The 12,359-nt window shown below is 35.9% G+C and carries 13 protein-coding genes and 1 tRNA gene; 10 read left to right on the forward strand and 4 right to left on the reverse strand.

The window, feature by feature from the left end; all coding sequences use genetic code 11:
• Positions 1–30 precede the first annotated feature (30 nt).
• The 3 genes from Dongsha4_RS11545 (at position 31) to Dongsha4_RS11555 (ending at position 3,400) form a co-directional block, all read left to right on the forward strand.
• The gene (locus Dongsha4_RS11545) at positions 31–315 is read left to right on the forward strand and encodes a hypothetical protein (RefSeq protein ID WP_330202528.1); all 285 of its coding nucleotides are present in this window, start codon (positions 31–33) and stop codon (positions 313–315) included.
• A 51-nt stretch (positions 316–366) separates the two neighbouring features.
• Entirely contained in the window at positions 367–1,059 is a 693-nt protein-coding gene (locus tag Dongsha4_RS11550; protein ID WP_330202529.1) for an ABC transporter ATP-binding protein, read from the forward strand.
• Positions 1,060–1,210: 151 nt separating this feature from the next.
• Positions 1,211–3,400, forward strand: coding sequence for a Na-K-Cl cotransporter (locus tag Dongsha4_RS11555; protein ID WP_330202530.1), 2,190 nt, complete (start codon positions 1,211–1,213; stop codon positions 3,398–3,400).
• 326 nt (positions 3,401–3,726) lie between these two features.
• Here the strand turns inward: Dongsha4_RS11555 and leuD are convergent, their stop codons facing one another.
• The gene (gene leuD / locus Dongsha4_RS11560; RefSeq protein WP_330202531.1) at positions 3,727–4,314 is read right to left on the reverse strand and encodes a 3-isopropylmalate dehydratase small subunit; all 588 of its coding nucleotides are present in this window, start codon (positions 4,312–4,314) and stop codon (positions 3,727–3,729) included.
• A gap of 331 nt (positions 4,315–4,645) precedes the next feature.
• Here leuD and Dongsha4_RS11565 point away from each other — a divergent pair, with 331 nt between their 5' ends.
• Both Dongsha4_RS11565 and Dongsha4_RS11570 read left to right on the forward strand, forming a co-directional pair.
• On the forward strand, positions 4,646–4,843 hold the full coding sequence (locus Dongsha4_RS11565) for a hypothetical protein (RefSeq protein ID WP_330202532.1): 198 nt from the start codon (positions 4,646–4,648) through the stop codon (positions 4,841–4,843).
• Positions 4,844–4,882: 39 nt separating this feature from the next.
• Entirely contained in the window at positions 4,883–5,362 is a 480-nt protein-coding gene (locus tag Dongsha4_RS11570; RefSeq protein ID WP_330202533.1) for a Tic20 family protein, read from the forward strand.
• A gap of 106 nt (positions 5,363–5,468) precedes the next feature.
• On the opposite strand, the gene Dongsha4_RS11575 is transcribed toward Dongsha4_RS11570, so the two are convergent.
• Positions 5,469–6,254: a fumarylacetoacetate hydrolase family protein gene (locus tag Dongsha4_RS11575; protein WP_330202534.1), complete on the reverse strand. Its 786-nt coding sequence runs from the start codon at positions 6,252–6,254 to the stop codon at positions 5,469–5,471.
• Positions 6,255–6,444: 190 nt separating this feature from the next.
• Between Dongsha4_RS11575 and rpsF the strand changes: the two genes are divergently transcribed.
• From rpsF to Dongsha4_RS11590, 3 genes are all read left to right on the forward strand, one after another.
• On the forward strand, positions 6,445–6,885 hold the full coding sequence (gene rpsF, locus Dongsha4_RS11580; protein WP_330202535.1) for a 30S ribosomal protein S6: 441 nt from the start codon (positions 6,445–6,447) through the stop codon (positions 6,883–6,885).
• A 23-nt stretch (positions 6,886–6,908) separates the two neighbouring features.
• Positions 6,909–7,265: a DUF1818 family protein gene (locus tag Dongsha4_RS11585; protein WP_330202536.1), complete on the forward strand. Its 357-nt coding sequence runs from the start codon at positions 6,909–6,911 to the stop codon at positions 7,263–7,265.
• A gap of 47 nt (positions 7,266–7,312) precedes the next feature.
• Positions 7,313–7,386, forward strand: a tRNA-Pro gene (locus Dongsha4_RS11590).
• 122 nt (positions 7,387–7,508) lie between these two features.
• Here Dongsha4_RS11590 and Dongsha4_RS11595 read toward each other — a convergent pair.
• Positions 7,509–7,832 carry a DUF760 domain-containing protein gene (locus Dongsha4_RS11595; protein ID WP_015217959.1) on the reverse strand — a complete coding sequence of 108 codons (324 nt, stop codon included), beginning with the start codon at positions 7,830–7,832 and terminating at the stop codon, positions 7,509–7,511.
• 244 nt (positions 7,833–8,076) lie between these two features.
• Between Dongsha4_RS11595 and Dongsha4_RS11600 the strand changes: the two genes are divergently transcribed.
• Positions 8,077–10,143, forward strand: a complete 2,067-nt coding sequence (locus Dongsha4_RS11600; protein ID WP_330202537.1) for an AarF/ABC1/UbiB kinase family protein — start codon at positions 8,077–8,079, stop codon at positions 10,141–10,143.
• Positions 10,144–10,315: 172 nt separating this feature from the next.
• Here the strand turns inward: Dongsha4_RS11600 and Dongsha4_RS11605 are convergent, their stop codons facing one another.
• Positions 10,316–11,209: a serine protease gene (locus Dongsha4_RS11605; protein WP_330202538.1), complete on the reverse strand. Its 894-nt coding sequence runs from the start codon at positions 11,207–11,209 to the stop codon at positions 10,316–10,318.
• A gap of 280 nt (positions 11,210–11,489) precedes the next feature.
• Between Dongsha4_RS11605 and Dongsha4_RS11610 the strand changes: the two genes are divergently transcribed.
• Complete coding sequence (locus tag Dongsha4_RS11610; protein ID WP_330202539.1) at positions 11,490–12,281, forward strand: PspA/IM30 family protein; 792 nt, start codon at positions 11,490–11,492, stop codon at positions 12,279–12,281.
• Positions 12,282–12,359: the final 78 nt, after the last annotated feature.

The raw sequence follows: 12,359 nt of genomic DNA on the forward strand, positions 1-12,359 counted from the left end.
ATTATTGCTAATAGGGAGGAAATAACTACATTGTCTCAAACTATCACTAATCAAAAACAAAAAAATCTTAGTTGTCATCGTTTACCTTTGGCGGTTTATCGAGAAGTAGCCGCCCATTTAAGACAAGTGGAAGGAGTTAAGACCCAATTGCTACCTCAAAAAGCGAAGGATTTTGATTATTTACAAAGTCAGGTAGGAGGTTTAAGTGTTAGTTATCCTGATCAATTAGAAATTGAAACTCAGGTGAATAGCATCTTAACTTATTATGAGAATAAATACGGTAAGTGGGAAACCATAGATGATGACGCTTTGTAAATGAGATTTATGGGGATATTTGACAAAATCCTAAAATTTTAGTGGCAGACAATGAACTCATCTATTTCAACTCCTCAACCTTTGATTAAACTAGATAACATTTACAAAATTTATGGTAGCGGTGATATTCAAGTTAATGCCTTATCCGCTATCAATCTCAAGATAGAATCAGGAGAATATTGTGCGATTATGGGTTCTTCTGGTTCGGGAAAGTCCACGATGATGAATATTTTGGGATGTCTCGATCGCCCCACGGCAGGTAATTACTATCTTAATGGTAAAAATGTGGCGGATTTATCCCGAAAAGAATTAGCTCATATTCGTAATGAACAAATTGGGTTTGTTTTTCAACAGTTTCACCTTTTACCTCAATTAAGCGCCCTTGAAAATGTCATGTTACCCATGGTATATGCGGGAATTTCTGAATCGGAAAGGAAAAAAAAGGCAACGGAGGCATTAATTAAAGTTGGTTTAGAAGCAAGGATTAATAATAAGCCTAATCAGTTATCTGGGGGACAACAGCAAAGAGTTGCGATCGCACGTGCTATAGTGAATAATCCATTAATTGTATTAGCAGATGAACCGACAGGGGCTTTGGATTCAGAAACAACAAAAGAGGTTATGAGTATTTTTCGCCAACTCAATGAGGAAAAAATTACCATCATCTTAGTAACTCATGAAAAAGATGTTGCTGAGGAAACCAAAAGAATTATTCATTTTGCTGATGGAAAAATTATCAGTTAATTAGCAATCAAGGGGCAAGGGGCAAAGGTTAAGGGGCAAAGCTAATTAATTACCCTTTTCACTTTGCCCTTTTTTCTGAATAGTCTATGAGGTAGGCTATATTGAGAAATGTTTGTCTATTTCCAATCACTACCATCGTTAATAATCTTATATGAATACTAACCAGCAAAAAACATCAGGTTTAGGCACTTTTGGAGGTGTTTATACCCCTTCTATCCTCACTATTCTGGGGGTAATCATGTATCTGCGTTTTGGTTGGGTAGTGGGAAATGTTGGTCTATTCGGTACTTTTATTATTGTCACTCTTTCTAATCTCATCACTTTTCTAACTGCTTTATCTGTATGTGCGATCGCAACTGATCGAGTAGTTAGGGCAGGAGGGGCATATTATATGATAAGTCGTTCTTTAGGTATTGAAACAGGGGGGGCGGTAGGTATTCCTTTATATTTTGCTCAAGCCTTATCCGTTGCTCTTTATACCCTAGGTTTTGCTGAAAGTGTGGTGCAAATTGTTCCTAGTATGGAAGCCTATGAAGTCTATATTGCTTTAGCAGTGACAATTGGAGTGGGAATTTTAGCGTTAACCAGTGCAGAAATTGCCATTAAAGCCCAATATTTTATTATGGCGGCCATTGCACTTTCTTTAATTTCTTTCTTTTTAGGGCATCCAGTGGAACAAACCCACGTTGAGTTATGGAGAACCACAGATGTTTCTTTTTGGCAAGTATTTGCCGTCTTTTTCCCCGCCGTTACGGGTATCATGGCAGGGGTTAATATGTCTGGAGACTTGAAAGATCCCACAAAAGCCTTACCTATTGGCACTTTAGCCGCCGTCGGCACTGGTTATGTTATTTACATGGTTATTCCCTTATTTCTTGGCTTACGGGCTGATGCTCAAACCCTTGTAGATGAACCATTTATCATGGCTAGAATGTCTTTTTGGGGAGGTGCGATCGCTCTTGGAGTGTGGGGAGCGACTCTTAGCAGTGCCATTGGTAGTATTTTAGGAGCGCCTAGAGTTTTACAAGCATTAGCAAGGGATGGAATTTTGCCCAATCAACTCAATTTTTTAGGGCAGGGAAATGGTAGAAATGATGAACCTCGTATCGGTACAGCAGTAACTCTAGGGGTTGCTATTGCGGCAGTCTGTTTAGGGGATTTAAACTTAATTGCCCCAGTATTGACAATGTTTTTCTTAACAACCTATTTAGTTTTAAATGCTTCGGCAGGAATTGAAAGTTTTTTACAATCTCCTTCTTTTCGTCCTACTTTTAAAGTAAATTGGTTTCTTTCTTTTTTGGGGGCAGTGGGATGTTTAGCCGTAATGTTGTTGATCAATGCGATCGCAACTGTTGTAGCAGGTATAATTGTCTCAGGAATTTTCCTTTATTTACAAAGACAAGAATTAAAAGTAACTTGGGGAGATAGTCGGCGAGGAATGTGGATGGCATTTTTACGCACAGGTATCTATCAATTAGACCAATTAACCGATCCCAAAAATTGGCGCCCTCACATAATTGTCTTTTCCGCTTCCCCCCATAAAAGTTGGTCATTGATTGAATTAGCAGACAGTTTTAACCACAAAGGATTATTGACTGTAGCCAGTATTGTACCTGAAAGGAGAGAATATGAAAGCAAAAAAAATCTTGAAAATACCATCAAAGACTATCTCAGTAAAAATAATGTCCAAGCCTTAGTCAAAATAATTCGCTCCAATCAAAATTATGCCGTTATTCCCCAAGTGGTAGAAACATACGGTATTGGTGCTTTAATACCTAACACTGTTTTACTTGGTAACAGTAATGCTAGTTTTAATCAAGATTGGGAAAGTCATAAACAATATTGTCAAACCATCGCTCAACTACATCAACTCAAACGTAATATTATCATTCTGAAGGAAAACAGCGATCGTAAATTAGGTAACTATCAACGAATAGATATATGGTGGAGTGGTATTCAAGCTAATGGTAGTTTAATGTTACTTCTTGGCTATCTACTCAAAAACGATTGGCAATGGCGTAAAGCAAGTATTTTTGTCAAATTGGTCATAAAAAATCCTCACGCCTTAGAAACTACCCAAACCAATCTTAACAACCTCATCGAAAAACTAAACATTGACGTGATTCCTCAAGTTATCGTCTCAGAAGAAACCTCTTTTGAAAAAATCTTGTACCAATATTCAGATAAGGCGGATTTAATCTTTTTAGGATTAGCTGAACCTCAAGAAGATTTTGACCAATATTACTATCAATGGCAACAAAAAACAAAAAATTTACCGAGCGTTGCTTTTATGATGGCGGCTAATGATTTTCCCTTTGAAGAAGTGTTGCAAAAAGACTAAGTTACGTGAGTTCAATTTAAGAATATCGAAATAAGGGCAAGTTAGTTTTGGGTTTAACAGAATTGGGGGATTGGGAAGAAACGAGTTCGGAGTTCAGAGTTCGTAGTTCGGAGTTAAACTTAGCAAATATTGAGTTGAAACTATTTAAAATTGATTTTTCGACCTTATTTACTAATTTTAACGGTTGTTTTACTCATTTTTAAACTCTGTCTTCCCATACTGATTCCACACCTCAACGGGGTTTTTAATTCTTAATTATCAACTATTTACCTTTGCCCCTTGCCCTTTTAACTTTGCCCTTTAACCTTTACACCATTTACTAAATATTACCAAGCTAAATAAGGTAATTTTTCCCCAGTATTTTTGATTTGGCTAATATTTTTAATTAATAAACTGCAAGTATCCCATTTTCCAGTAACGAGCATATTTCTTGCACCAGAATCAATTTTTACCGCACTGCTATAGTGGCCACATTTAACCTTTAAACCTTCCAAATCCAAAGTCATTTGAATGTCTGGATTTTCTTGTAATAAATTTTGAATACTCTTAATATTTTCCGCCGCAGAAGTAACGCAGGGAATCCCCATAGCTAAACAGTTACCAAAAAAGATTTCCGCAAAACTCTCTCCCACAATGGCTTCTATACCCCAACGTGCGATCGCTTGTGGTGCGTGTTCTCTACTAGAGCCACATCCAAAATTACCATTGACAACTAATATCTTCGCATTTTGATACTGAGGTAAATCAAAAGGATGTTGACCATTTAAAGCCTTTCTATCATCGGCAAAAACCTGCTCTCCTAAACCATCAAAAGTAACGCAACGCAGAAAACGTGCTGGTATAATGCGATCGGTGTCAATATCATTACCAACTAAAGGAAGACCTTTTCCCGTGATAACAGTTCTTTCACTCATACTCTTTTATGTGTAGAAAATAATTTAGCATTCCTTATTTTACATTAGTTAGAAATAAAAATTAGATATTCATAAAATACAAAGTTATAACAACCGCCAGATTGACAGATTAGTTAGGACATTTTTTCATATTCAATATCTCAGCACATCTTAAACAAAATAACTACTACTATATTACTTCTCCGATAAAGAGGGTTTAGAGAGGAGAGTAAGAAATTGTGGATTTCTACACAAATTTATTAATAAATGTAGCAAAATAGTCATTTTTAAAAGGGAAAAAAGCTACAATAAAGGCAAAATTCACCTAAAATAATCAAAAAAGGGGGGAATCATGCTAGTAATTCTCCAAAAGGAACAGATTTTAAATACAGATACTATATGTCAAACTTGCTTATGGGCTAATCAACAAGGAAGCCCTCGTTGGCAAGGAGGGAAACTCGGTTGTGGTCACTGTTTAGGTACATCAGAACCAAAGCAACCTCAATTATACGAATGTCAGATGGGGTTTCGTCTTGTTAATATCGTATAAATAAACATTGGTTAAAATCAAACACCTAATCTTAAATTTATGAATTGGCGAACCTCATCTACTGACTGGAAAGATAGACTCTTTGCATCTCTCGTTTATCTTTTCCCTCTTTATTATGCCCTAGAGTTTGGCAGTTTTTTATTTGGACAATTCCCCTTTTTACAATTAATTGTCATCCCCCTTTATCCTCTGATTTTGATCAATCAAATACCCTTTGGCGGTTTTATTCTATTTATTGTTTTATTTGCCGCAGTGGTGCGAAATGCTCGTATCAGTCATTTTATTCGCTTTAATACCATGCAGGCAATTTTAATTGATATTCTACTAATTCTTGTCGGTTTGGTTTTCAATGTCATTTTTAGGGGTTTAGGGACATCTTTGCTTACGGAAACTATTTCTAATGCACTATTTTTAGGTACTTTGGTAGCCTGTTGCTATGGTATTTTTCAATCTGCGTCAGGTAAATATGCAGAAATGCCCACTATATCTGAAGCCGCCTATTCTCAAGTACCTTGGTAGTGAGTTCGGAGTTCGGGGTTAAATTCAACTAAATATTAATGAAAATTATTTGATAATAAGGGCTTTAGCCCTCACTACAAACCTGTAATAATATTTCCTTATTAATTCACTCCGTTGAACTAGCTTCGATAAAGTTGGTTAACTTGCCAATACTTTCAATTTCTACCGTTACTGAATCTCCCACTTGTAGAGGGGCAATGCCTTCTGGAGTACCAGTTAAAATTACATCTCCGGGTAATAGAGTCATAATTTGAGAAATATAAGCCACTAATTCTTCAGGCGAAAAAACCATATCAGATAACAAAGCAGATTGCTTCGGCTCGTCTTCGTCTTCATTGATATATGTTTGTATTCTTGCTCCTGATGTCAATTCTCGCACAATCCAAGGACCTAAAGGGCAAAATGTATCAAATCCCTTCGCTCTGCTCCACTGTCCGTCTTTTTTCTGTAAATCTCTAGCAGTTACATCATTGGCAATGGTATAACCCCAAATCTTATCTTTTGCATCTTCAATACTACAACCTTTGGTGCGATCGCCTATAATTAAAGCCAACTCTCCCTCAAAATCAACTCTTTGAGACTGTTTAGGGTAAATGACTGCCTGTTCATGGGCAATAATAGCAGAAGGGGGCTTAAGAAAAATCAAAGGCTCTTTCGGTACATCTGAACCCATTTCTGCCGCATGAGCAGAATAGTTTTTGCCCACAGCCACAATTTTAGAGGGAGCACAGGGGGGCAGTAACCGATAATCGGATTCTTGTAAAATTAAATCTGTTACTTTTCCATTTAACCACGGTGGAGCATCTAAAACTTCTACAGTACGATTCAGTTGTAATCGACCATAATAGGTTTGTCCACTAATGGTTTTTACCCTGACATAACGTTGTGCCATAATCGAAAAATAAAATGAATTATATAATGATAATGATTGTGCAATAAATTCTTTTCTGCTATAAATATATAAGCACTATTGTCCGAAAGTATCAATAAAAATATTTTTCAGATAGAAATAGGACAACAAAAAACCTTGCTTCTGGTAACAAAAAGAAGCCTTTACAGTCCAAAAGGAGAAACTTACAAAAATGATTAATACCTATGAAATGATGTTTGTCTTGCGTCCTGATTTAACTCAAGAGCAAGTCAACGGACAGATGCGCAAATATCGTGATTTCCTCAAAGAAAATGGAGCAGAAAAAGTATCCCTTGAAGTTTGGGGCAAACGTCGTCTAGCTTACCCTATCCAAAAATTTCAGGAAGGAATATACATTCTAACCTACTATACAGGTGATGGTTCTCAAGTTGCTTCCATGGAAAGAGATATGCGTTTAGGAGAGGAAGTTCTACGTTATCTTACAATCAAATTAGATTCTGATTTCGACTTTGAAGAAAAAGATATTCCTTCCGCACCCTCTACAACTTCTGAATCACCCATAGAGTTGCCAACTCCTGCGGCCGACTCTGCTTCCACAGAGGAAGTTAGCGAAGAAGTAGAAGAAAACACGGAAACACCTGTCGAAGCGTAATTTTCTCTGAGAGGATAAATTACTTGATTAAACAAGGTAAAGGATGGCGTATTGGCTGGAAAGAAAATCCTTGCACTTATCAAGGGTTATTGGGAGGGGAAGATTGGGCAATGGAGCTAACTTCCGCCGAAATGGCCGATTTTTGTCGTCTTTTACCAGAAATTAATCAAGCAGTTATTGATATAAGTCAACATCTCATGGATGAAGAAAAAATCGTCTGTGAGATGGAGAGTGAGCTTTTGTGGTTAAGTGCAGAAGGATACCCTCAAAACTATTCCTTGCGGGTTATTTTATCTCAAGGTAGATGCTGTGAAGGAACTTGGTCTGTTGAGGTTGTACCAGAGCTTTTAAAGGCTATACAGTCTTTTCAATTATTTTAACTTGACGACTTACTTTTTTTTGACTATAATAGGATAATGTGATTAAACGGGGCGTAGCGCAGCTTGGTAGCGCACCACTTTGGGGTAGTGGGGGTCGTGGGTTCAAATCCCGCCGCTCCGATTTTTTTTAATGTCGAAGATAATTGAGTCTTTCTAGGCGAAGTTTATTCTGGAAATAATCAGATTAGGTATGGTTATTGGGGTTGAACATTGTTCAATAAATCCCCTGATAACTTACAAAAATTAAAGAGAATCAGTGTTACTGATACTGTCTTCTAAGTCCTTTCTTTTTTCCATCTGGCAAAGAAAATAACCAGTCATCATGGCCGAAGCTAATAAATTCGCTAAGTACTGTCTGTCTGTTACAATCTGTACGTTAAATCCATCAGAGGGCAAAACTCCTAATAAACCTTGTACATTGTGAGTGATAATTTCTCTTACTTCGGGAGTTGCAGATTGTGCGACTCTTTCTAATGTTTCTGGATGTTGCTTCTGTAAATATTCGACTAATGTATTTTTGAGTGTTGTTTCTGATTCGCGCTGAAAAAAATTAGAATCAAATACCATTATTAATTTCCTCTGTTGGAATTTACGCCGTTACTCTTTGCTTTGTTAACAATATGATAATCTTTTTTTCTCGATTCTGTCGGCTAAATATCTATCCACAAATTTATTTTTACTGGTTTATGATGAAGATATTGTTACAATAGTTAACAAAACTAGGCTCTCGACAAGATCTTGATCTTTCATTGAGATATTCTAGCTCAGTTATTCCAATTGTTCTTGACCAAAGAGTATAGTAGAAAATTTTATGACTCAAACTATCATCCCCCCAGAAAGTAAAGAAAACCTTGACAATATAGATGACAATATCGTTAACATCCATGATAATCCTGTTGTTATCCCCATAAAACATAAGGAAGACTTAGGTCCTGTGAGTGATATGTCTCCTGATAGTTGGCGGTATCACCCAGATATGATTATTGAATATTATCGTCAACGTCCTTTACAAGTATTCGGAAGGTTATTAAATATTCTTTTTCCATTTCTGTCTTTTTTGTTAGATGGTTGGTGGGATGGTTTTTGGGGAAATAAAAAGAAAAATGAGTCGAAACGAGCTGTAAAATTAAGAAAAATTTTGACAAAATTAGGTCCGGCTTATATAAAAATTGGTCAAGCCTTGTCCACACGCCCTGATTTAGTGCCTCCTAAATACTTGGATGAATTAACCAGATTACAGGATCAACTACCTCCTTTTCCCAATGAAATTGCTTATCAGTTTATTGAGGAGGAATTAGGGGCAAAGCCTCAAGAAGTTTATGCAGAAATTTCTGAACATCCTATCGCCGCCGCTTCTTTAGGACAAGTATATAGAGGAAAGTTACATTCAGGGGAGGAAGTAGCGATAAAAGTACAGCGCCCTGATTTAGTAAGACGTATCACCCTTGATATTTATATTATGAGGTCGATCGCATCTTGGATCAAAGAAAATGTCAAAAAAATTCGCTCAGACTTAGTGGCCATTACTGATGAGTTAGCCGCCCGTATCTTTGAGGAAATGAATTATTTGCAAGAAGGGGAAAATGCGGCTCGATTTAAAGAATTATATGGACATATTCCTGAAATTTATGTACCGAAAATTTATTGGGAATACACTGGGCGCCGAGTCTTAACGATGGAATGGATTAATGGCACAAAATTAACTAAAATCAAAGAAATTGAAGCTCAAGGCATCAACGCCACTGGATTGGTAGAAATAGGGGTACAATGTTCCTTACAACAACTATTAGAACATGGATTCTTTCATGCTGATCCCCACCCGGGTAATTTATTAGCAATGGAAGACGGTAAACTGGCTTATCTCGATTTTGGGATGATGAGTACGATTTTACCTTATCAACGATATGGCTTAATTGATGCGGTTGTACACCTTGTAAATCGTGATTTTGAAGCCCTTGCCCAAGATTATGTCAAATTAGACTTTCTAACTCCTGAAACGGACTTAACGCCCATTATTCCAGCCCTAGCAAACGTTTTTAATAATGCTCTTGGTGCTAGTGTAGCCGAACTTAATTTTAAGCGAATCACAGATGAAATGTCGGCAATGATGTACGAATTTCCGTTCCGAGTACCGGCTTACTATGCTTTAATTATTCGCTCAATGGTGACATTGGAAGGTATAGCCATTAATATAGATCCCAATTTTAAAGTATTAAGTAAAGCCTATCCCTATGTTGCCAAAAGACTATTAACAGATCAATCTCCTGAGTTAAGAAAATCCCTGAAAGATTTGTTATTTAAAGATGGTAGTTTCCGTTGGAATCGTCTGGAAAATTTATTAAGAAATGCCAAAGATTCCCCCGATTATGATTTTGACAGGGTGATTAACCAAGGCTTAGATTTTCTGTTGTCGGAGAGAGGTGAGTTTATCAGAGAAAGATTAGCCGATGAAATAGTTAATTCTTTAGATAACTTTGGGCAAAAAACATGGATTAATATTTCTACCACCGTGCGAGAAACTCTTGGTTTCAATAATGGCTCATCTGTGAATCATAATAATGGTAATGGTAGAAACGGGAGTCATAATAATGGCAGTAATGATGAATCTTTTGAAAGATTGATGAATATTGTTAAAATTCTTCAAGAAACTGATGGATACGATCCTTTAAAATTAATTCCTGTAGTCACAAATATTATTCAGAATAAAGAAACTCAAAAATTAGGACAGAAAATAGCTGGAGGTTTAGCAGAAAAAGCAACAGCAAGGTTAATTCGTAGTTTATTACTAGAGTCTAATAATGGTAATAACTATAATGGCAATGGTAAAAATGGGGTTAAAAATAATCCTCAATATTCTTTACCTAGTGCAAGAAAATAAAGGCTTTATTTCTATTACTTTGAGTAAGTGGGTAGAATATATCTAAATCATCGGAGGGCGGTAGGTAAGTGCTTGAGCAAAATAGATTGTATTTTTTGAAATTAATCTTTTAGGTTGTCAATTCCCTGTTGCTTACCCTAACCTACAATGTTAAATCGAACTCAAGTTAATCTTACTCAACTTGTTGAATTTGAAAATCTATATTTTTTTTCTGCTCAACTACACTAATTAATTTATTGATAGATTGGCTTGATATTCCCCAACTTAAATTACTCATATTTTTTACTTGATTTTCGGGGATGTCGTTCCCATTTTGATAGATATAAGGATTACCTAAAGGGGGATATTTTCCTAAACCATTAATACCTATTAGTTGCCCTTGTAAATTGAGAATTGAGCCTCCACTCATACCACTATGAACATTATTTGTATAACCAATTTGATAGCCCCCGATTAAAGGTTTTTGTAAAAATTGGCTTAAATTTCCGAAAGTGTATTTAATGTTTTCTGATTGTTTTAAATTGTCTTGAAAAGGGAATCCACTAGCTAAAATCAATTCATTTTTCTTGGGTATATAGTTATTTTTGATATTTATGGTTCGATATTCTTCTTGACTTTCAAAAGTTAGTAAAGCTAAATCATCAACTATTAAATTATCATTATTTTGCCAAATAACTTCCCCTTTATAAATTTTTCCTGTGTGAGTTTGAATTTGATAATTAATTTCTTTGTTATCAACTACATGGTTATTTGTTAATACTAAATAAATATTTTTTTTCTGACCAATTATTACTCCTGAACCACCTATTTCATGGTCATCAATATTTGCGAAAACTCTAACATTTACTAATTTTGCTATTTCTTTTAATTCTGTTTGATTAAGACTTTTTTTGGTTATTGTACTATTTTTACCTATTTCTTTTATTTTGGTTTCGAGGGTTTTATGTTGGGTAATTTTTTGCTCTTGGATAATGAAAATGAGGGTAAAGAAAAGGAAAAATGCGATCGCCCACAACTGCCATTTTTGACGAAATACCTTAATAAATAGCTGATTTACAGGCAACATAGAGAAAGTTTAACCAAAAAAGATAATGCCATTTTAACATTGTAAATTCATCTTAAACAGAGAACTCAATATCGACAGAAAAAACTTAATTTGCCTAACTCCATCTAATACTTTTTCAGCAAAGCCCTAACACATCTTATTCGTAGCATTATATTCTCGTAGATTTTTAAATAATGCAACAGGTGAGTTATAACCCTAATCTTAGAATGATGATTTAGAATAAAATTAGTCTAAAGTAATATAGAAAATATAGTTAATTAAAATAAAGGTCAAAGTAATTATGGGAATTTTTGATCGCATCAGTAGGGTAATAAGAGCAAATGTCAATGATATGATTGATAAAGCTGAAGATCCTGAAAAGGTTTTAGAGCAGAGTATCCGTGAAATGGGCGATGACCTCGTTAAAATGCGTCAGGCTGTAGCACAAGCGATCGCCTCTCAGAAAAGAACAGAGCAACAGTATCAAAAAAATATGAGTGAAGCCAATACATGGCAACAAAGGGCGCAATTAGCTTTATCAAAAGGAGAAGAGGGTTTAGCAAGAGAAGCCTTAGTGAGAAAGAAAACCCATGCTGACACAGCCGCTACTTTAAAAGCACAATTAGATGGTCAAGTACAACAAATTGATGCTCTTCGTCGTAATTTAACTGCTTTAGAGAGCAAAATTTCAGAAGCAAAAACCAAGAAAGATATGCTTAAAGCCCGTCTCAGTGCGGCTAAGGCTAATCAACAATTACAGGAAACTATTACCAGTGTCAATACAAGTTCTGCCATGTCTGCGTTTGAACGTATGGAAGACAAGGTAGTGCAAATGGAAGCCATGTCTCAAGCATCTGGAGAATTAGCGGGAATGGGGGAAGATGCCAAGTGGGCGGCATTAGAAGGTGGCACGGCGGTAGATGATGAATTGGAAGCCTTGAAACGTCAATTATCTGGTACTCCTGAACCCAATATTGCCTTACCTGCTGGTAATAGTGATAGCGATATTATTGAAGGTGAAACAGTTTCTAGTAATTCTGCACCTATTGATGATGAATTGGAAAAATTGAGAGCGGAATTAAGAAAAAGCTAATTTTATGGGGTTTTAGGGGGTTAGAGAGAAACTAATTCTTAAAGTGCATGATTACTCATTACTGATTATTAATTACCT

The organism is Cyanobacterium sp. Dongsha4 (genome assembly GCF_036345015.1).
Lineage (GTDB): Bacteria > Cyanobacteriota > Cyanobacteriia > Cyanobacteriales > Cyanobacteriaceae > PCC-10605.

What these genes read in the sequence shown, in the direction of transcription:
- Dongsha4_RS11565 (WP_330202532.1), top strand. Translation starts at nt 4,646, where the DNA reads ATGCTAGTAATTCTCCAAAAGGAACAGATTTTAAATACAGATACTATA.
- leuD (WP_330202531.1), bottom strand. Translation starts at nt 4,314, where the DNA reads ATGAGTGAAAGAACTGTTATCACGGGAAAAGGTCTTCCTTTAGTTGGT.
- Dongsha4_RS11550 (WP_330202529.1), top strand. Translation starts at nt 367, where the DNA reads ATGAACTCATCTATTTCAACTCCTCAACCTTTGATTAAACTAGATAAC.
- Dongsha4_RS11555 (WP_330202530.1), top strand. Translation starts at nt 1,211, where the DNA reads ATGAATACTAACCAGCAAAAAACATCAGGTTTAGGCACTTTTGGAGGT.
- rpsF (WP_330202535.1), top strand. Translation starts at nt 6,445, where the DNA reads ATGATTAATACCTATGAAATGATGTTTGTCTTGCGTCCTGATTTAACT.
- Dongsha4_RS11570 (WP_330202533.1), top strand. Translation starts at nt 4,883, where the DNA reads ATGAATTGGCGAACCTCATCTACTGACTGGAAAGATAGACTCTTTGCA.
- Dongsha4_RS11575 (WP_330202534.1), bottom strand. Translation starts at nt 6,254, where the DNA reads ATGGCACAACGTTATGTCAGGGTAAAAACCATTAGTGGACAAACCTAT.
- Dongsha4_RS11600 (WP_330202537.1), top strand. Translation starts at nt 8,077, where the DNA reads ATGACTCAAACTATCATCCCCCCAGAAAGTAAAGAAAACCTTGACAAT.
- Dongsha4_RS11595 (WP_015217959.1), bottom strand. Translation starts at nt 7,832, where the DNA reads ATGGTATTTGATTCTAATTTTTTTCAGCGCGAATCAGAAACAACACTC.
- Dongsha4_RS11610 (WP_330202539.1), top strand. Translation starts at nt 11,490, where the DNA reads ATGGGAATTTTTGATCGCATCAGTAGGGTAATAAGAGCAAATGTCAAT.
- Dongsha4_RS11605 (WP_330202538.1), bottom strand. Translation starts at nt 11,209, where the DNA reads ATGTTGCCTGTAAATCAGCTATTTATTAAGGTATTTCGTCAAAAATGG.